Below are 18568 nucleotides of genomic sequence, written 5' to 3'. Positions count from 1 at the left end.
GCCTTGCCGTTATACTGGCAACGACGATGTGGCCCGGCCGCGCTGATCGCCAAAGATCGGGCGGCATTATACATGTGATGTCCTACTGTAAAGAGGGCTATTTCAACAGGTTGCGAGCGGATGACAGGCGAAATCAATAACCTAGCTGCACTGATCCCGGCCAACCCGCCGCTACGCGCGGCAATGACCGCCGAACTGTTGCGCCTGCTGCAGCCGCAACAGGCGCTGCTGGCCCCGGGCGAAACCGCCAAGGCCGAAGTGCTGACCCTGCGCCAGGTCGGTCAGGACTTCCAGATGCTGCTCAAGCTCACCCTGGACAACGGCAAGCAGACCAACGTCCAGGCCAGCAGCACCCTGCCCCTGGCCCAGGGCAGCCAGCTGACGGTGAGCCAGAGCAGCAGCGCCAACCTGACCATCAGCGTGCAGCAGGCCATTGCCAGCAACGTGGCCACCCTGACCCGCATCGACACCCGCGAACTGCCGGTGGGCTCCCTGCTGCAAGGCAAGGTGCTGACAAGCCAGGCACTACCGCAGAACGCCGGCCAACTGGCGCAGTTCCGCTCGCTGGTAACCCTGCTCGGCGGCCCCCAGGCCGGTGCTACCCTGGCCATCGACAGCCCGCGCCCATTGCCGGTAGGCAGCTTACTCAGCGCTCGGGTGCAGAGTGATCAATCACTGAGCTTCGTACCGCTCAGCGGGCGCCAGGAGCAACTGGCGATCAGCCAGCAGCTAAGCACCCAGCAAAGTCGCCAAGCGTCCCTGCAGGGTTTGCTCAATACCCTGCAACAGCTACCACGCGACAACAGCCAGCCCAACGAACTGCGCGCCACGGTAGACAAACTATTGGCCAGCCTGCCGGATGTGCGCCAGCTCAGCGACCCCAAGGGCCTGGCACAGGCCTTGAACAACAGCGGCGTGTTTCTTGAGGCCAAGCTGCTGGCCGGGCTGCCAGCCGCGCTTGCCCCCGACCTCAAGGCCCAGGTGGTGCGCCTGGTGGCGCAACTGTTGCCGGGGCTGCCCGGCAACGCCACGTTCAACCCGGGCGCTGCCGCCAGCACCCTGGCCCAGGTGATGCCCGGCATGGTCCGCAATGCCCTGGGCATGCTCGGCCAGGTCAGCCCGCGGCCACATCCCGGTGGCTTTCCCCTGCCCTCGCGCTTGCTGCAGAGCCAGGACGGTGAAGGTGACCTTGAGCATTTGCTGCGCCTGGCCGCTGCAACCATCTCGCGCCTGCAAAGCCATCAGTTGGCAAGCCTGGAACAGACCGGCACCACCGCCGATGGCAACCTGCAGACCACCTGGCAACTGGAAATCCCGCTGCGCACCGGCCAGGACTTCATGCCCCTGCAAATGAAACTGCAGCGCGAAGAAACCCCGGAGCAGCAAAGCGACCCGGAACGCGAGCGCCGCGACCCGCTGGAGATGCTCTGGCGCATCGAGCTGTCTTTCGACCTGCATCCGCTGGGGCCACTGCAAGTGCAGGCGCAAATCAGCCAAGGCAGCCTGTCCAGCCAGCTGTGGGCCGAACTGCCGAGCACCGCGCAGCTGATCGAAAGCCAGCTCGGCCACTTGCGCGAGCGTCTGCTGGCGCGCGGCCTGAACGTCGGCGAACTGCAGTGCCATCACGGCACACCGCCCCAAGGACCACGCACGCACCTGGAACAACGCTGGGTGGATGAACAAGCATGATTGATAAAAGCCCACGCCAGGCCATTGCCCTGACCTATGACGGCCAGCAGGCCCCGACCCTCAGTGCCAAGGGCGACGACGAGCTGGCCGAGGCAATCCTGGCGATTGCCCGCGAGCACGAAGTACCGATCTACGAGAACGCCGAACTGGTGCGCCTGTTAGCGCGCATGGAGCTAGGCGACCAGATTCCCGAGGCCCTGTACCTGACCATTGCCGAAATCATCGCCTTCGCCTGGCAGCTCAAGGGCAAGGTGCCGGTGGGCTTTGTTGACGAGGGCCCGCAGGAGCGCGATATCACCCCTACCGACCTGAGATTGCCGGGGCCCTGAAAAGCATCGCGGGTCAAGCCCGCTCCTACACGTACCGTAGGAGCGGGCTTGCCCCGCGATCAATTCACTGCAACCCTCAGCTGCGGTGCAACTTGCTCATCAACTCCGCCTCAGCCTGGGTCAAGCCACAGGACTGGGTCAGTTCATCGACGCTGGCACCCATGCCCACCAGCCGCGCCGCTTGCGCGAACGACAGGCTGTTGGGGTCACGCTGCTCCAGTTGCAGGAGCTTGTCCGGCAAGGGGGCAACCACCGCCCGCAGCTCGTGCAAGGCTTCGCCCATGCGCACGCTGCCGTTCTGGTAGTCGTCCAGGCGTTTGCCCAGGTCCTTGATGCGCTGGTCGCGCACGGCATCGCCCTGGGCCTGTTGCGCGGCCAGCTCACGCTGGCGCTTGCTGTAGTTCAGGAAGAACCACAGGCTGACCGCCCACAGCAGCGCCAGAAATATGACTGCAACCTCAAGGATCAACTCAGATGTTCTCCAGCTCGGACCACTCTTCCTCGGTCATCATCTTGTCCAGCTCGACCAGGATCAGCAGTTCGTTGTTCTTGTTGCACACGCCCTGGATGAACTTGGCCGATTCCTCGTTGCCGACATTCGGTGCGGTCTCGATTTCCGACTGACGCAGGTAAACCACTTCGGCAACGCTGTCGACCAGGATGCCGACCACTTGCTTGTCGGCCTCGATGATGACGATACGGGTGTTGTCGGTGATCTCGCTGGACAGCAGGCCGAAGCGCTGGCGGGTGTCGATCACGGTAACCACGTTACCGCGCAGGTTGATGATGCCCAGCACGTAGCTCGGGGCCCCCGGGACCGGGGCGATCTCGGTGTAGCGCAGGACTTCCTGCACCTGCATCACGTTGATGCCGTAGGACTCGTTGTCCAGTTTGAAGGTCACCCACTGCAGGATCGGATCTTCGGAACCTTGTGCAGACGATTTTTTCATTCCCCTATCCCTCAAAATCCGCCATCGGCGGTGTGCTCAGTGCGGTCGCGGCAGATGCGGCCGATTATTTATGGTTGTCGTGCAGCTGCTTGACTGCGCCACTGGCGATCAACTCGGCCAGTTCGGCGACGTCGAGCAGCGCGCACATGTGTTCGATTACGGTACCGGCCAGCCATGGCCGCTGGCCGCGCTGGCTGCGCCATTTGATCTCGTTGGGGTCCAGGCGCAACGAGCGGCTGACCTGATGCACCGCCAGCCCCCATTCGTAGCCCTGAACCGAAATCACGTACTGCAGGCCCTGGCGAAAGTCATCCCGATAACGGTCGGGCATGACCCAGCGGGCGGTGTCCAGGACCTTGAGGTTGCCACTCTGGCTGGGCAGGATGCCGAGGAACCAGTCCGGCTGGCCGAACAACGGTGTCAATTCGTGGCCAGCCAGCGAGTAGATCGAGCCCAGGCACACCAGCGGTACCGCCAGGGTCAGCCCCGCGACGTCGAACAACAGGCATTCGAACGGCTCGGCGGCCCAGGCCGGACGGCCGTCGATAGTGGCCGGCGGTACCGGTTGATTGGGGGCTGGCGGCAGGTGCACGTCCACCAGCGGCTCGACCGGCGCAACCTGGGCAACCTCGGCCAGCGGCTGGGGCGCTTCGACTACGGGCTCGACTACCGGCTCGACCACCGGTGGCAAGGTCAGCGGCAACACCGGCCGCGGCGGTTCGGCAAATGGCCGTGGCGCAGGCGTCACCGCCGCCTGGGCCGCAACCTGGGCATCACGGGCCTGCTCTTCACGTACCGCCGCCTGGAATTCGTCCGGCTCGACCGATACCGGCAGCACCTCGTCGAGTTCTTCGGTGGCCTCCTGCAGCAAGCCATCGAGGTAGCTCTGCAAGGCCAGTTGTGGCCGGCTGGCAAGCTGTTGAGGGCGATTCATCAGGCCACCTGCAAGGCAAGGTTCTGCGTCAGCAGGTGCTTGAGCAACGCACGGTAGGCCACCACGCCGCGGCTTTTGCCGTCGAATTGCGACGGCGTCTGCCCGGCCCGGCTGGCATCACGCAGGCGCGTGTCGACCGGGATGTAGCCCTGCCAGATATGTTCGGGGTAGGCGTCGCGCAGCACCCGCAAGGTGCCCATGGAGGCCTGGGTTCGGCGGTCGAACAGGGTCGGCACGATGTGATAGGGCAAGGCCTGCTTGCGCGAGCGGTTGACCATCGCCAGGGTACTGACCATGCGCTCCAGGCCCTTGACCGCCAGGTACTCGGTCTGCACCGGGATCACCAGTTGCTGGCTGGCCGCCAGGGCGTTGACCATCAGCACGCCGAGCAATGGCGGGCTGTCGATGATGGCGTAGTCGAAATCCTGCCACAGCTGCGCCAGAGACTTGGCGATCACCAGGCCCAGGCCACTCTGGCCCGGCGACTGACGCTCGAGCACGGCCAGGGCGGTGCTCGACGGCAACAGCGAGATCTTCTCGTCACCGGTCGGCAGCAGCAATTGCCCGGGCAAGCCTTCGGGCACCGTGCCCTTGTGCAGGAACAGGTCGTAGCAGCTGTGCTCCAGCGCATCGGGGTTATGCCCGAAATAGCTGGTCATCGACCCGTGCGGGTCGAGGTCGACGACAACCACGCGCTTGCCCGCCTCGGCCAGCAGGCCGGCCAGGGCGATGGACGTGGTGGTCTTGCCGACTCCACCTTTTTGATTGGCTACTGCCCAGACTCTCATTGCGTTGCTTCCTCCCGGTACGGCAGCCTGCCCTGCCGGGATCGGTTATAGGGTCGGTGACGGGGAATTGACGCGATTGTCGCCCACCGTCGGTGCTACCGCTGCCGGTGCAGTTTGTGTGCCAGCCCGCTTCATGGCCGCATCCGGGGTGGCATTGGCGCTGCCAGTACCGGTCAGGCTGCGGCGAACCTCCAGGTTGCGCGAGATCACCAGCACCACCCGTCGGTTACGCGCGCGGCCTTCGGCGGAGTCGTTGGCGGCAATCGGCTGGAACTCGCCATAGCCGACCGAGGCCATGCGCGCCGGGTTCACCCCTTCCATGGCCAGCAGACGGACGATACTCGCCGCCCGCGCCGACGACAGCTCCCAGTTGGTCGGGTACTGCGCGGTGCGAATCGGCAGGTCATCGGTAAAGCCTTCGACATGCACCGGGTTGGCGAACGGCTTGAGGATTCTCGCCACCTTCTCGATGATGTTGAACGCCACATCGCTGGGCATGGCATCGCCGCTGCCGAACAGCAGCGAGGAATTGAGTTCGATCTCGACCCACAGCTCGTTGCCGCGCACGGTCATCTGGTCGGATTTGATCAGGTCGCCGAAGGCGTCGCGCACATCATCGGTGATGGTCTTGAGGGGGTCGCTGCTGGCCTGCGCCAGGCCCGCATCGACCTGCTCGCTGTCCTTGATCAACGGCTCGGCCGGCTTGACGCTGAGCGGGCGCTCGTCGCCGATGGGGATCGGCTTCATGCTTCGCTCGGGGTCGTTGAACACGCCGATCAAGGCCTGGGAAATGACCTTGTACTTGCCCTCGTTGATCGAGGAAATCGAATACATGACCACGAAGAAGGCGAACAGCAAGGTGATGAAGTCGGCATAGGACACCAGCCAGCGTTCGTGGTTTTCATGCTCTTCGGGTTGTCGACGGCGCGCCATGTGTTACTCCATGAAGCCCTGAAGCTTCAGCTCGATCGAGCGCGGGTTCTCGCCTTCGGCGATCGACAGCAAACCTTCCAGGAGCATTTCCCGGTAGCGCGACTGGCGCAGGGCCAGGGCCTTGAGCTTGTTGGCGATCGGTAGCAGGATCAGGTTGGCACTGGCGACACCATAAATGGTGGCGACGAAGGCCACGGCAATGCCATTGCCCAACTGCGACGGGTCAGCGAGGTTGCCCATCACGTGGATCAAGCCCATCACCGCACCGATGATACCGATGGTCGGTGCATAGCCGCCCATGCTTTCGAACACCTTGGCAGCCTGCACATCGCGGCTTTCCTGGGTGTAGAAGTCGACCTCGAGGATGCTGCGGATGGCCTCGGGTTCAGCGCCATCGACCAGCAACTGCAAACCTTTGCGCGCGTACGGGTCCGGCTCGGCATCGGCCACCCCTTCAAGGCCCAGCAGGCCTTCCTTGCGCGCGGTCAGCGACCAGTTGACCACCCGATCGATGCCGCCGGCCAGGTCGACCCGTGGCGGAAAGATAATCCAGCGCACAATCTGCAGCGCACGCTTGAAGGCACTCATCGGCGATTGCAGCAAGGCTGCCGCCAGCGTGCCGCCAAGCACGATCAACGCCGCCGGACCGTTGAGCAGCGCCGACAGGTGACCGCCTTCGAGGTAGTTGCCACCAACGATGGCGACAAATGCCAGGATGATCCCGATTAGGCTCAAGACATCCATCAGACGCAGGCCTCGACCAAGTGCTTGCCGATCTCGTCCAGGCTGTACACCGCGTCTGCCAGGTTGGCTTTGACGATGGCCATGGGCATGCCATAGATCACGCAGCTGGCTTCATCCTGGGCCCACACCGTGCTGCCGCCCTGTTTGAGCAGGCGCGCGCCTTCGCGGCCATCGGCGCCCATGCCGGTGAGCACCACCGACAGCACCTTGTCGCCGTAGGACTTGGCCGCCGAGCCAAAGGTGATGTCCACGCACGGCTTGTAGTTCAGGCGCTCATCGCCCGGCAGGATCTTCACCGTGCCGCGACCATCGACCATCATCTGCTTGCCACCCGGGGCCAGCAGGGCCAGGCCCGGGCGCAGGATGTCGCCGTCCTCGGCTTCCTTGACGCTGATCTTGCACAGCTTGTCGAGGCGTTCGGCGAAGGCCTTGGTGAAGGCCGCCGGCATGTGCTGGATCAATACGATCGGCGCCGGGAAATTGGCCGGCAGCTGGGTCAGAACCCGCTGCAGGGCCACCGGGCCGCCGGTGGAGGTGCCAATGGCCACCAGCTTGTACGGCTTGCGCTTGGGCGCTGGCGACGCACTGGCCGCCGCTGCGCTGGCACGTGCCGGGGCTGCGGCGCGTGGCGCAGGCGTGCTGCCCAGGCTGCTGACGCTCGGCTGGGGGCTCGGTGCCGGGGCTGGCGCGGGGCTGGCGTAGGCGCTGAAACGACGGTTGCTGCGGGAAATGGTATGAACCTTTTCACACAGCAGTTGCTTGACCTTCTCGGGGTTGCGCGAGATGTCTTCGAAGTTTTTCGGCAGGTAATCGACCGCACCGGCATCCAGGGCGTCAAGGGTAACGCGGGCGCCCTCATGGGTCAGCGAGGAGAACATCAACACCGGGGTCGGGCAACGCTGCATGATGTGACGCACAGCGGTGATGCCATCCATCATGGGCATTTCATAGTCCATGGTGATGACGTCGGGCTTGAGCGACAGCGCCTGGTCGATCGCTTCCTTGCCGTTGGTCGCGGTACCGACGACCTGGATAGTCGGGTCCGCTGAAAGAATTTCCGAGACACGGCGGCGGAAGAAACCGGAATCATCCACCACCAGGACCTTGACTGCCATAAACACTCCATTAGGGGGCGCGGCATATGCGCCGCGCCACCAGAATCAAATACGCCGGGCGGCGTAACGCTTGAGCATGCTCGGAACGTCGAGGATCAGCGCAATGCGCCCGTCACCGGTAATGGTGGCGCCCGACATGCCCGGGGTGCCCTGGAGCATCTTGCCCAGCGGCTTGATGACCACTTCTTCCTGGCCCACCAGCTGATCGACGACGAAGCCGATACGCTGCGTGCCCACCGAAAGGATCACCACATGGCCCTCGCGCTGCTCTTCATGAGCGGCCGAACTGACCAGCCAGCGCTTGAGGTAGAACAGCGGCAAGGCCTTGTCGCGCACGATCACCACTTCCTGGCCGTCGACCACGTTGGTGCGCGACAGGTCGAGGTGGAAGATCTCGTTGACGTTGACCAGCGGGAAAGCGAACGCCTGGTTGCCGAGCATGACCATCAGCGTTGGCATGATCGCCAGGGTCAGCGGCACCTTGATGACGATCTTCGAACCCAGGCCCTTGGTCGAGTAGATGTTGATCGAGCCGTTGAGCTGGGAAATCTTGGTTTTCACCACGTCCATGCCCACGCCACGCCCGGACACGTCGGAGATCTCGGTCTTGGTCGAGAAGCCCGGGGCGAAGATCAGGTTGTAGCACTCGGTCTCGCTCAGGCGGTCGGCGGCGTCCTTGTCCATCACCCCGCGCTTGACCGCGATGGCGCGCAGCACGTCGGCGTCCATGCCCTTGCCGTCATCGGAGATCGACAGCAGGATGTGATCGCCTTCCTGTTCGGCCGAGAGCACCACCTTGCCGCCACGGGACTTGCCAGCGGCTTCGCGCTCTTCCGGGGTCTCGACACCATGGTCGACGGCGTTGCGCACCAAGTGCACCAGCGGGTCGGCCAGGGCCTCGACAAGGTTTTTGTCGAGGTCGGTCTCTTCACCGACCAGCTCCAGGTTGATCTCTTTCTTCAGCTGCCGGGCCAGGTCGCGAACCAGGCGCGGGAAGCGCCCGAAGACCTTCTTGATCGGCTGCATGCGGGTCTTCATCACCGCGGTCTGCAGGTCGGCGGTGACCACGTCGAGGTTCGACACAGCCTTGGACATGGCCTCATCGCCGCTGTTCAGGCCCAGGCGCACCAGGCGGTTACGCACCAGCACCAGCTCGCCGACCATGTTCATGATCTCGTCGAGCCGCGCGGTATCGACCCGAACGGTGGTCTCGGTTTCGCTGGCTGGATGCTTCTCGGCAGCCGGTGCGGCCTGGCGTGCAGGTGCAGGCGCAGGTGCCGGTGCAGCCGCTTTGGCAGCCGGGGCTGGCGCAGCAGCCTTGGCGACCGCTGCCGGCGCAGGCTTGGCCGCAGCCTTGGCTGGCGCTGCGGTGGCGGCAGGTGCAGCAGCGGCTACGGCATCCGGGGCGAACTTGCCCTTGCCGTGCAACTCATCGAGCAGCGCTTCGAACTCGTGCTCGGAGATGTGCTCGCCGTCCGCGGCAGGCGCGGCGGCAGGCGCAGGGGCGGCAGCGGCGCCCGGCAGTGCATCGACGGCAAAGGTACCCTTGCCGTGCAACTGATCGAGCAGCGCTTCGAATTCGTCATCGGTGATATCGCCACTGGCGTCGCTGCCAGCAGGTGCTGCGGCGGGTGCTGGCGCGCCGGCACCGAGGTTGTCGGCGGCGAACTGGCCCTTGCCGTGCAACTGGTCAAGCAGCGATTCGAACTCGGCGTCGCTGATTTCGTCACTGCCAGGTTCGGCCACCTGGGCCTCGGCTTCGGCCTTGACCGCGTTGAGCGAGTCGAGCAGCTGTTCGAATTCGGTGTCGGTGATATCCGCCTCGGCCTCGGCCGCTGGCGCTTCAACCACCTCGGGTTCAGCCGCAGGTGCCGCCACTTCGTCTTCCCCGGCAGGCTCGGCCAGGCGCGACAGCGCCGCCAGCAGCTCGGGGGTGGCAGGTGTGATATCGGTGCGTTCGCGCACCTGGCCGAACATGCTGTTGACCGTGTCCAGGGCTTCCAGGACCACGTCCATCAGTTCGGCGTCAACGCGCCGGGCACCCTTGCGCAGGATGTCGAACACGTTCTCGGCGATATGGCAGCACTCCACCAGCTCGTTGAGCTGGAGGAAGCCGGCGCCCCCTTTTACAGTGTGAAAACCGCGAAAGATCGCATTGAGCAGGTCGGCATCATCCGGACGGCTTTCCAGCTCGACCAGTTGCTCGGACAGTTGCTCAAGAATTTCGCCGGCTTCTACCAGGAAATCCTGAAGGATTTCTTCATCGGCGCCGAAGCTCATTAAACGTGCTCCCTAAAAACCCAGACTGGACAGCAGATCGTCGACATCGTCCTGACCGGACACGACGTCTTCACGCTTATCGGCATGAATCTGCGGACCTTCACCCCGAGTCGGATGTTTTTCTTGATCTTTTTCAGCGCGCAGCTGCTGGTGGTCATGTTCGATACCGGCAAAACGGTCGACCTGGCTTGCCATCAGCACGAGCTTGAGCAGATTGCTTTCTACTTCGGTGACCAGCGTCGTGACGCGCTTGATCACCTGGCCGGTCAGGTCTTGATAGTCCTGAGCCAGAAGGATGTCATTGAGGTGCCCGGCGACCTTGCGGCTGCCCTCCTCGCTACGCGTCAGGAAACTGTCGACGCGTTTGGCCAGCTCACGGAACTCCGGTGCCGCCACTTCGCGGCGCATGAAGCGCTGCCAGTCGACGCTCAGCGCCTTGGCCTCGTCGCTCAGTTCGTTGAGTACCGGCGTGCTGGCTTCGACCAGGTCCATGGTGCGGTTGGCCGCGCCCTCGGTCAGCTTGACCACGTAGGACAGCCGTTCGGTCGCATCGGTGATCTGCGACACTTCCTCGGCCTGCGGCATGTGCGGGTCGATCTGGAAGCTGACGATCGCGCTGTGCAGCTCGCGGGTGAGTTTGCCGACTTCCTGGTACAGGCCTAGGTCACGGGTCTGGTTCAGCTGATGGATCAGTTGCACCGCATCGCCGAACTTGCCTCGTTCCAGGCTGTCGACCAGTTCCTTGGCGTGTTTCTTGAGTGTCGACTCAAACTCGCCCAAGGATGATTGTGTTTGCTCCATAGCGCCCCCGTGGCGTACCTCAGCTATTGACGCGCTCGAAGATCTTTTCGATCTTTTCTTTCAGCACCTGGGCGGTAAATGGCTTGACCACATAGCCGTTGACCCCGGCCTGGGCGGCTTCGATGATCTGCTCGCGCTTGGCTTCGGCAGTCACCATCAGCACCGGCAGGTGCTTCAGGCGCTCGTCGGCACGCACCTTGCGCAGCAAATCGATACCGGACATGCCAGGCATGTTCCAGTCGGTCACCAGAAAGTCGAAATGGCCGCTTTCAAGCATCGGCAGCGCGGTGTTGCCGTCGTCGGCTTCCTGGGTGTTGGTAAAGCCCAGGTCACGCAACAGGTTCTTGATGATCCGCCGCATCGTCGAAAAGTCGTCCACGATGAGGATTTTCATGTCTTTGTTCAATTAGACCTCCAAGCAGTCTTTAACGCGTTCAGCGCGGAACGCGCATTCAATCAATTCGGCACTACATTTCACGACTGCATCGAACCGGTGTTCAACGCGCCCGCCATTCCCCCAGGCGGCCACGCAAACGTGCCGCGCACTGGCTGTGCAACTGGCTGACACGCGACTCACTCACCCCCAGGACCTCACCGATCTCCTTGAGGTTGAGTTCTTCGTCGTAGTACAGCGCCAGGACCAGACGCTCACGCTCCGGCAGGTTGGCGATTGCATCGGCCAAGGCTGCCTGAAAACGCTCGTCCTCCAGATCGCGCGAAGGCTCGAGCTGGGCACTGGCACCGTCCTCGTGCAGGCCTTCATGTTCGCCGTCCTGCAACAGGTCGTCGAAACTGAACAGGCGGCTGCCCAGGGTGTCATTCAAAATCCCGTAATAATCATCGAGACTCAATTGAAGTTCGGCAGCAACTTCGTGATCTTTAGCGTCGCGGCCGGTTTTTGCTTCAATTGCACGAATCGCGTCACTGACCATGCGGGTATTGCGGTGTACCGAACGTGGCGCCCAGTCGCCCTTGCGCACTTCATCGAGCATGGCCCCGCGAATACGGATGCCGGCGTAGGTCTCGAAACTGGCCCCCTTGCTCGCGTCATACTTGTTGGCGACTTCGAGCAGGCCGATCATCCCGGCCTGGATCAGGTCCTCGACCTGCACACTGGCCGGCAACCGTGCCAGCAGGTGGTAGGCGATACGCTTGACCAACGGCGCGTAACGTTCGATCAACTCATACTGGGCATCACGCGAAGCCTTGCTGTACATCCGATAACCGCTGGCGTTCATAGCACCGGACCCGCACTCGTCGGTTGCACCAGACGCTCGACGAAGAACTCCAGGTGCCCCCGTGGGTTGGCAGGCAGCGGCCAGCTATCGACTTTCTGGGCAATGGCCTTGAACGCCAGCGCGCACTTGGAACGCGGAAAGGCTTCATAGACCGCTCGCTGCTTCTGCACCGCCTTGCGCACGCATTCGTCGTAAGGCACCGCACCGACGTATTGTAGGGCGACATCGAGGAAGCGATCAGTGACCTTGGTCAACTTGGCGAACAGGTTGCGCCCTTCCTGCGGGCTCTGGGCCATGTTCGCCAGGACACGGAAGCGGTTCATGCCGTAATCGCGGTTGAGCAGCTTGATCAGCGCATAGGCGTCGGTGATCGAGGTAGGTTCGTCGCACACCACCAGCAGTACTTCCTGGGCGGCGCGGACAAAACTGACTACCGAGTCACCGATACCCGCAGCGGTATCGATCACCAGTACATCGAGGTTGTCGCCGATCTCGCTGAAGGCCTGGATCAGGCCGGCGTGCTGGGCCGGGGCCAGGTGCACCATGCTCTGCGTACCCGAAGCCGCCGGCACGATGCGCACACCGCCGGGGCCTTGCAGCAGCACATCGCGCAGCTCGCAACGGCCTTCGATGACATCGGCCAGGGTGCGTTTGGGCGTCAGGCCCAACAGCACGTCAACGTTGGCCAGCCCCAGGTCGGCGTCCAGCAGCATGACCCGACGGCCAAGCTCAGCCAGCGCCAATGACAGGTTCACTGACACATTAGTCTTGCCGACGCCACCTTTGCCGCCGGTCACGGCGATCACCTGTACGGGATGCATGCTACCCATGTTTGTTCTTTACCTTGTCTTACTTAGACCGAGGCCACATGACTGGGCTGCGCTTTCAACACCTGAAAAATGCCTGGCAGACCATTGATGTAGGTACTTTGCAACGTATTCATATTCACCTCAGCCCACGCGTTTGCCGGAGCTGTGGTAGAGATCAGCGAACATGTCGGCCATGGCCTCTTCGCTGGGCTCGTCCTGCACCTGCACACTCACGGCACGGCTGACCAACTGGTGCCGGCGCGGCAGGTGCAGGTCGTCAGGAATGCGCGGGCCATCGGTAAGATAGGCCACCGGCAATTCGTGACTGATCGCCAGGCTCAATACTTCGCCGAGGCTGGCGGTTTCATCTAGCTTGGTCAGGATGCAACCGGCCAGGCCGCAGCGCTTGTAGCTGTGGTAGGCGGCGGTGAGCACCTGCTTTTGGCTGGTGGTTGCCAGCACCAGGTAATTCTTGGCCTGAATCCCGCGTCCGGCAAGGGTTTCAAGCTGCATGCGCAGCGCCGGGTCGCTGGCCTGCAGGCCGGCGGTATCGATCAACACCACGCGCTTGCGCAGCAGCGGGTCGAGGGCCTGGGCCAACGACTGGCCCGGGTCGACGTGAGTGACCGAGACGTTGAGAATCCGCCCCAGGGTCTTGAGCTGCTCCTGGGCACCGATGCGAAAGCTGTCCATGCTCACCAGGGCCAGGTTCTGCGCGCCGTACTTGAGCACATAGCGCGCCGCGAGCTTGGCCAGGGTGGTAGTTTTGCCCATGCCGGCCGGACCGACCATGGCAATGACACCGCCTTCTTCGATAGGTTCGATTTCCGGCACTTCAATCATGCGTGCAAGATGCGCCAGGAGCATGCGCCAGGCGTGGCGCGGCTCTTCGATTTCGGTGGTCAGCTCGAGCAGTTCACGGGCAATCGGGCCGGACAGGCCAATGCGCTGCAAGCGACGCCAGAGGTTGGCCTGCTGTGGCTTGTTGCCCTGCAACTGGCTCCAGGCCAGCGAGCCGAGCTGCACTTCAAGCAGTTCGCGCAGGCCCGACAACTCCGAACGCATCGAGTCGAACAGGCGTGGATCGATCGGGGCAGCCGCCGGCGCAGCAGGCACCACCGGCGCTTCGACCTGCGGGTCGATCAACGGCTCGGAAGCGGTCAGCGGCAGGCCGGCAAACAGCTGACGGTTGGCGTCTTCGCTCTCGCTGCGACTGCTCAGTTCGGCCTGGGCGGTGACGATGCGCGACTGGGTCTTGCGCAGCTCGTCTTCAAGCTCGACGTTCGGCACCCGCGGCGCCAGGGCGGACAGCTTGTAGTCCAGCGCAGCCGTCAGCTCGACACCGCCAGCAATCCGTCGGTTGCCGATGATGGCGGCCTCGGCCCCCAGCTCATCGCGAACCAGCTTCATGGCCTGACGCATATCGGCGGCGAAAAAACGCTTAACTTGCATAACCCACTACCTCAGCCGTTCGGGCCCACTGTGGCGACGATGGTAACTTGCTTGTTGTCAGGTATTTCCTGGTACGCCAAAACATGCAAATTCGGTACAGCCAGGCGACCGAAGCGCGACAGCATGGCTCGTACCGGTCCTGCGACCAGGAGGATCGCCGGCTGCCCTTGCATCTCCTGACGCTGGGCGGCTTCGATCAACGAACGCTGAAGCTTTTCGGCCATGCTCGGCTCCAGAAGAACACCGTCTTCCTGGCCTTGCCCAGCCCTTTGCAAACTATTGAGCAAAATCTGTTCCAATCTTGGCTCAAGGGTGATGACAGGCAGCTCGGACTCAACGCCGACAATGCTTTGCACGATAGCGCGACACAATCCGACGCGCACCACCGCCACCAATGCGGCGGTATCTTGACTCTTGGCCGGGTTGTTGGCGATAGCCTCGGCAATGCTGCGAATATCGCGTACCGGAACCTGCTCGGCGAGCAATGCCTGCAGGACCTTGAGCAGCCCCGACAATGAAATGACGCTCGGCACCAATTCTTCGGCGAGCTTGGGCGAGGCCTTGGCCAGCACCTGCAGCAACTGCTGCACTTCTTCGTGACCGATCAGCTCGTGACAGTGCTTGTGCAGGATCTGGTTGAGGTGGGTGGCGACCACGGTACTGGCGTCCACCACCGTGTAGCCCAGCGACTGCGCCTGGCTGCGCTGGTTGATGTCGATCCACACCGCTTCCAGGCCAAAGGCCGGGTCGCGAGCGGCAATGCCGTTGAGGGTACCGAACACCTGCCCCGGGTTGATCGCAAGCTCGCGGTCCGGGTAAATTTCGGCCTCGGCCAGGATCACCCCCATCAGGGTCAGGCGGTAAGCGCTGGGCGCCAGGTCGAGGTTGTCGCGAATGTGCACCGTAGGCATGAGAAAGCCCAGGTCCTGGGAGAGCTTTTTGCGCACCCCCTTGATCCGCGCCAGCAACTGCCCACCCTGGTTGCGATCGACCAGCGGAATCAGCCGATAGCCGACCTCCAGGCCGATCATGTCGATCGGGGTGACGTCATCCCAGCCCAGCTCTTTGGTTTCCATGGCGCGCTGTGGCGACGGCAGCAGGTCCTGCTGGCGTTGCACCTCTTCCAGGGCCTTGACCTTGGCCTGGTTCTGCTTGCGCCAGACCAGGTAGGCGCCACCGCCGGCCAGCAGGCCCAGGCTCAAGAAGGCGACGTGCGGCATGCCCGGGACCAGGCCCATGACGATCATCAGGCCGGCGGAGACCGCCAGGGCCTTGGGCGAGTCGAACATTTGCCGGTTGATCTGCTTGCCCATGTCCTCGGAGCCCGAGGCGCGGGTAACCATGATCGCGGCCGCAGTGGACAGCAACAGCGATGGCAACTGCGCCACCAAACCGTCACCAATGGTCAGCAAGGCATAGACCTTGCCGGCATCGGCAAAGGTCATGTTGTGCTGGAACATGCCGACGGCCATGCCGCCGATCAGGTTGATGAACAGGATCAGCAGGCCGGCGATGGCGTCACCGCGGACAAACTTGCTGGCACCGTCCATCGAACCGTAGAACTCGGCCTCCCCGGCCACTTCGGCGCGGCGCGCCTTGGCCTGGGCCTGGTCGATCAGACCGGCGTTGAGGTCGGCGTCGATGGCCATCTGCTTGCCGGGCATGGCGTCGAGGGTAAAGCGCGCGCTCACCTCGGAAATACGCCCGGCACCCTTGGTGACCACCACGAAGTTGATGATCATCAGGATCGCGAAGACCACGATACCGACCACGTAGTTGCCGCCGATCACCACCTCGCCGAAGGCCTGGATCACCTTACCGGCGGCTTCGTGGCCATCGTGACCATGGAGCATCACCACCCGCGTGGACGCCACGTTGAGCGCCAGGCGCAGCAAGGTTGCCACCAGCAGGATGGTCGGGAACGCGGCGAAGTCCAGCGGGCGCAAGGCATAGACGCAGACCAGCAGGACCACGATCGACAGGGCGATGTTGAAGGTGAAGAACACGTCGAGCAAAAACGGCGGGATCGGCAACATCATCATTGCCAGCATCACCAGCAGCAACAGCGGCACACCCAGGTTGCCCCGGCCTAGACCGACCAGGTTGCTACGGGCACTGTTGATTAACTGAGAGCGATCCACCGGTATTCCTCGTTAGCTCAAGCAAAACTTTGACGCCTTTGAGGCGCGCTGCGCTGCCTTTGCAAGAAGCTTTCCAACTTTGCTGAACGAGGTGGTTTGAGTGGCCCGGGGCTGCTGCGCAGCCATCGCCGGCAAGGCCGGCTCCCACAATGAATCTGCGTAGACTTGGTCAGGAGTCGCGACGCAAATCCGGCGGGATCGGCAGGTCCTTGAGCGGCTCCGGCGGCTTGCCCTTGCCGGCGCGGTACTGGCGGATCTGGTAGACATAGGCCAGCACCTGGGCCACTGCCAGGTACAAGCCGGCAGGAATCTCTTCTTCAAGCTCGGTGGAGTAGTAGATCGAACGCGCCAGCGCCGGCGATTCGAGCACCTGGATCTTGTGCTCGCTGGCGATCTCGCGAATCTTCAGGGCGATGAAGTCGGCACCCTTGGCCAGCAACAGCGGCGCCGAGCCCTTCTCCGGGTCGTACTTGAGCGCCACCGCATAGTGGGTCGGGTTGGTGATGATCACGTCGGCCTCGGGGATCGCCGCCATCATCCGCCGCTGCGAAGCTTCGCGCTGCAACTGGCGAATACGCTGCTTGACCTCGGGCTTGCCCTCGGAGTCCTTGTACTCGTCACGCACTTCCTGCTTGGTCATCAGCAGCTTCTTGTGCGCCTGCCAGAGCTGGATCGGCACATCGACGGCGGCAATGATCAGCAGGCCGGCGGCCATCCACAGGGCACTCCAGCCCACCACCTGCACGCTGTGAATGATGGCCTGCTCCAGCGGTTCGTTGGCAATCGCCAGCAGGTCATCGCGATCGGCCGAGAGCACCGCCAGGGCGACGATGAGAATCATGAAGAACTTGGCCAGGGCCTTGAGCAGCTCGGACAAGGCGTTGACCGAAAACATCCGCTTGATCCCCGACAGCGGGTTCATGCGGCTGAACTTCGGCGCCAGCGAGCTGCTGGAAAACAGAAAGCCGCCCAGCGACACCGGGCCGATGATCGCGGCAATCAACAACACCAACAGCACCGGCTGGGTTGCCAGCAGGGCGATCTTGCCGGACGCCATGAGAAAGATCCCCATGGAGCGCTCATCGATGAGCACCTCGCGCGACAGTGTGAAGTTGGTGCGCATCAACTCCATCAGGGTTTGCGCCAGGCCACCGCCAAACGCCAGCAATGCACCCGCCCCGGCCAGGGTCACCGTAACAGTGTTGAGCTCCTTGGAACGGGCGATCTCACCCTTCTCGCGGGCGTCCTTCTTGCGCTTCTCGGTGGGGTCTTCTGTCTTGTCCTGACCGCTTTCGCTCTCTGCCATGCTCAGCGCGCCCGTGCCAGTTCACGCAGCCATTGCAGGGCCTCGGAGGCCAGCGAATGGTAGTGAGGAATGATATCGGCCAGGGTAATCCAGAAGATCACCAACCCCAGTACCAGGGTCAGCGGAAAGCCGATGGAAAAGATGTTCAGTTGCGGTGCTGCACGCGTCATCACACCAAAAGCAATGTTGACCACCAGCAGCGCGGTAATCGCCGGCAACACCAGCAGCATCGCCGCACCCAGCACCCACCCCAGGCGCCCGGCCAGGTCCCAGAAATGGTTGACCAGCAAGCCGCCGCCCACCGGCAAGGTGGTAAAGCTTTCGGTCAACACCTCGAAGACCACCAGATGGCCGTTGATAGCGAGGAACAGCAAGGTCACCAGCATGGTCAGGAACTGGCTGACCACCGCGACGTTGACACCGTTGGCCGGGTCGACCATGGAGGCGAAGGCCATGCCCATCTGGATCGCGACGATCTGCCCGGCAATCACGAAAATCTGGAAGAACAACTGCAGCGCCATCCCGAACAGGGCGCCGATGATGATCTGCTCGGCAATCAGCAGCAGGGCCTTGAGGTCCAGCGCATTGACCTCAGGCATGGGCGGCAGCCCAGGGACGATCACCACGGTAATCGCCAGGGCGAAATACAGGCGAATGCGCGCCGGCACCAAGGTGGTGCCAAAGATCGGCATGGTCATCAGCACAGCGGTGACGCGAAACAGCGGCAGGATGAAGCTGGCCACCCAGGTACTGATCTGCGCATCGGTGAGCTCGAGCACGGCCAGGTCAACCAATCAGTTGCGGAATGCTGCCGTACAACGACAGGATGTATTCCATGAACTTCTGCACCAGCCAGGGCCCGACCACGATCAGGGTGATCAGCATGACCAGCAGGCGCGGCAGAAAGCTCAGGGTCTGTTCGTTGATCTGCGTGGCGGCCTGGAACATGGCCACCACCAGCCCCACCAGCAGGCTCGGCACCACCAGGATAGCCACCATCAGGGTGGTCAGCCACAGCGCGTCACGAAACAGGTCGACAGCCACTTCAGGGGTCATGGA

19 protein-coding genes are annotated in these 18568 nt (G+C 63.0%); 2 read left to right on the top strand and 17 right to left on the bottom strand.

What is annotated here, in order from left to right; all coding sequences use genetic code 11:
• Positions 1-120: 120 nt before the first annotated feature.
• Together fliK and BV82_RS08350 are read left to right on the top strand one after the other, a co-directional pair.
• Positions 121-1689 (top strand): flagellar hook-length control protein FliK, encoded by a 1569-nt coding sequence (fliK, locus tag BV82_RS08355; protein ID WP_036994336.1) that lies wholly within the window; start codon positions 121-123, stop codon positions 1687-1689.
• Positions 1686-2018, top strand: coding sequence for an EscU/YscU/HrcU family type III secretion system export apparatus switch protein (locus tag BV82_RS08350; protein ID WP_010225044.1), 333 nt, complete (start codon positions 1686-1688; stop codon positions 2016-2018). The genes fliK and BV82_RS08350 overlap by 4 nt, the downstream gene beginning before the upstream one ends.
• A gap of 76 nt (positions 2019-2094) precedes the next feature.
• Here the strand turns inward: BV82_RS08350 and BV82_RS08345 are convergent, their stop codons facing one another.
• The 17 genes from BV82_RS08345 to fliQ all read right to left on the bottom strand — a co-directional run bounded on the left by BV82_RS08345 (position 2095) and on the right by fliQ (position 18565).
• Positions 2095-2487: a DUF2802 domain-containing protein gene (locus BV82_RS08345; RefSeq protein WP_010225042.1), complete on the bottom strand. Its 393-nt coding sequence runs from the start codon at positions 2485-2487 to the stop codon at positions 2095-2097.
• Between the two features lies 1 nt (position 2488).
• The gene (locus BV82_RS08340; protein WP_010225041.1) at positions 2489-2968 is read right to left on the bottom strand and encodes a chemotaxis protein CheW; all 480 of its coding nucleotides are present in this window, start codon (positions 2966-2968) and stop codon (positions 2489-2491) included.
• 64 nt (positions 2969-3032) lie between these two features.
• Positions 3033-3902, bottom strand: coding sequence for a CheW domain-containing protein (locus tag BV82_RS08335; RefSeq protein ID WP_036994334.1), 870 nt, complete (start codon positions 3900-3902; stop codon positions 3033-3035).
• Positions 3902-4690 (bottom strand): ParA family protein, encoded by a 789-nt coding sequence (locus BV82_RS08330; protein ID WP_036994332.1) that lies wholly within the window; start codon positions 4688-4690, stop codon positions 3902-3904. Before BV82_RS08330 ends, BV82_RS08335 begins: the two co-directional genes overlap by 1 nt.
• A gap of 45 nt (positions 4691-4735) precedes the next feature.
• Complete coding sequence (motD, locus tag BV82_RS08325; protein ID WP_010225033.1) at positions 4736-5623, bottom strand: flagellar motor protein MotD; 888 nt, start codon at positions 5621-5623, stop codon at positions 4736-4738.
• Positions 5624-5626: 3 nt separating this feature from the next.
• On the bottom strand, positions 5627-6367 hold the full coding sequence (locus BV82_RS08320) for a flagellar motor protein (RefSeq protein WP_010225031.1): 741 nt from the start codon (positions 6365-6367) through the stop codon (positions 5627-5629).
• Positions 6367-7482: a protein-glutamate methylesterase/protein-glutamine glutaminase gene (locus BV82_RS08315; RefSeq protein WP_036994331.1), complete on the bottom strand. Its 1116-nt coding sequence runs from the start codon at positions 7480-7482 to the stop codon at positions 6367-6369. The genes BV82_RS08320 and BV82_RS08315 overlap by 1 nt, the downstream gene beginning before the upstream one ends.
• A 45-nt stretch (positions 7483-7527) precedes the next feature.
• Positions 7528-9762, bottom strand: coding sequence for a chemotaxis protein CheA (locus tag BV82_RS08310; protein WP_036994329.1), 2235 nt, complete (start codon positions 9760-9762; stop codon positions 7528-7530).
• A gap of 12 nt (positions 9763-9774) precedes the next feature.
• Positions 9775-10563, bottom strand: a complete 789-nt coding sequence (locus tag BV82_RS08305; RefSeq protein ID WP_010225027.1) for a protein phosphatase CheZ — start codon at positions 10561-10563, stop codon at positions 9775-9777.
• A 19-nt stretch (positions 10564-10582) separates the two neighbouring features.
• Positions 10583-10957, bottom strand: a complete 375-nt coding sequence (locus BV82_RS08300) for a chemotaxis response regulator CheY (RefSeq protein ID WP_036990294.1) — start codon at positions 10955-10957, stop codon at positions 10583-10585.
• Between the two features lie 103 nt (positions 10958-11060).
• A complete protein-coding gene (gene fliA, locus BV82_RS08295) occupies positions 11061-11801 on the bottom strand; it encodes an RNA polymerase sigma factor FliA (protein WP_010225024.1) in 741 nt (246 codons plus the stop codon).
• Positions 11798-12631, bottom strand: a complete 834-nt coding sequence (fleN, locus tag BV82_RS08290) for a flagellar synthesis regulator FleN (protein WP_016393812.1) — start codon at positions 12629-12631, stop codon at positions 11798-11800. Before fleN ends, fliA begins: the two co-directional genes overlap by 4 nt.
• 120 nt (positions 12632-12751) lie before the next feature.
• A complete protein-coding gene (flhF, locus tag BV82_RS08285) occupies positions 12752-14062 on the bottom strand; it encodes a flagellar biosynthesis GTPase FlhF (RefSeq protein WP_036994326.1) in 1311 nt (436 codons plus the stop codon).
• An 11-nt stretch (positions 14063-14073) separates the two neighbouring features.
• Positions 14074-16203 (bottom strand): flagellar biosynthesis protein FlhA, encoded by a 2130-nt coding sequence (gene flhA, locus BV82_RS08280; RefSeq protein ID WP_010225019.1) that lies wholly within the window; start codon positions 16201-16203, stop codon positions 14074-14076.
• 169 nt (positions 16204-16372) lie between these two features.
• Positions 16373-17509: a flagellar biosynthesis protein FlhB gene (flhB, locus tag BV82_RS08275; protein WP_036994325.1), complete on the bottom strand. Its 1137-nt coding sequence runs from the start codon at positions 17507-17509 to the stop codon at positions 16373-16375.
• Between the two features lie 2 nt (positions 17510-17511).
• Complete coding sequence (fliR, locus tag BV82_RS08270; RefSeq protein ID WP_036994465.1) at positions 17512-18294, bottom strand: flagellar biosynthetic protein FliR; 783 nt, start codon at positions 18292-18294, stop codon at positions 17512-17514.
• 1 nt (position 18295) lies between these two features.
• Positions 18296-18565 carry a flagellar biosynthesis protein FliQ gene (gene fliQ, locus BV82_RS08265; protein ID WP_010225013.1) on the bottom strand — a complete coding sequence of 90 codons (270 nt, stop codon included), beginning with the start codon at positions 18563-18565 and terminating at the stop codon, positions 18296-18298.
• Positions 18566-18568 lie beyond the last annotated feature (3 nt).

It is taken from the genome of Pseudomonas donghuensis, assembly GCF_000696345.2.
GTDB lineage: Bacteria > Pseudomonadota > Gammaproteobacteria > Pseudomonadales > Pseudomonadaceae > Aquipseudomonas > Aquipseudomonas donghuensis.
Note: the sequence above shows the minus strand (reverse complement) of the source record. Positions and strands in the feature narration are given on the sequence as shown.

Excerpts from the sequence above, each read along its gene's own strand:
- fliK (WP_036994336.1), top strand. The coding sequence starts at position 121 with ATGACAGGCGAAATCAATAACCTAGCTGCACTGATCCCGGCCAACCCG.
- BV82_RS08350 (WP_010225044.1), top strand. The coding sequence starts at position 1,686 with ATGATTGATAAAAGCCCACGCCAGGCCATTGCCCTGACCTATGACGGC.
- BV82_RS08340 (WP_010225041.1), bottom strand. The coding sequence starts at position 2,968 with ATGAAAAAATCGTCTGCACAAGGTTCCGAAGATCCGATCCTGCAGTGG.
- BV82_RS08335 (WP_036994334.1), bottom strand. The coding sequence starts at position 3,902 with ATGAATCGCCCTCAACAGCTTGCCAGCCGGCCACAACTGGCCTTGCAG.
- BV82_RS08330 (WP_036994332.1), bottom strand. The coding sequence starts at position 4,690 with ATGAGAGTCTGGGCAGTAGCCAATCAAAAAGGTGGAGTCGGCAAGACC.
- motD (WP_010225033.1), bottom strand. The coding sequence starts at position 5,623 with ATGGCGCGCCGTCGACAACCCGAAGAGCATGAAAACCACGAACGCTGG.
- BV82_RS08320 (WP_010225031.1), bottom strand. The coding sequence starts at position 6,367 with ATGGATGTCTTGAGCCTAATCGGGATCATCCTGGCATTTGTCGCCATC.
- BV82_RS08315 (WP_036994331.1), bottom strand. The coding sequence starts at position 7,482 with ATGGCAGTCAAGGTCCTGGTGGTGGATGATTCCGGTTTCTTCCGCCGC.
- BV82_RS08310 (WP_036994329.1), bottom strand. The coding sequence starts at position 9,762 with ATGAGCTTCGGCGCCGATGAAGAAATCCTTCAGGATTTCCTGGTAGAA.
- BV82_RS08305 (WP_010225027.1), bottom strand. The coding sequence starts at position 10,563 with ATGGAGCAAACACAATCATCCTTGGGCGAGTTTGAGTCGACACTCAAG.
- BV82_RS08300 (WP_036990294.1), bottom strand. The coding sequence starts at position 10,957 with ATGAAAATCCTCATCGTGGACGACTTTTCGACGATGCGGCGGATCATC.
- fliA (WP_010225024.1), bottom strand. The coding sequence starts at position 11,801 with ATGAACGCCAGCGGTTATCGGATGTACAGCAAGGCTTCGCGTGATGCC.
- fleN (WP_016393812.1), bottom strand. The coding sequence starts at position 12,631 with ATGGGTAGCATGCATCCCGTACAGGTGATCGCCGTGACCGGCGGCAAA.
- flhF (WP_036994326.1), bottom strand. The coding sequence starts at position 14,062 with ATGCAAGTTAAGCGTTTTTTCGCCGCCGATATGCGTCAGGCCATGAAG.
- flhB (WP_036994325.1), bottom strand. The coding sequence starts at position 17,509 with ATGGCAGAGAGCGAAAGCGGTCAGGACAAGACAGAAGACCCCACCGAG.
- fliQ (WP_010225013.1), bottom strand. The coding sequence starts at position 18,565 with ATGACCCCTGAAGTGGCTGTCGACCTGTTTCGTGACGCGCTGTGGCTG.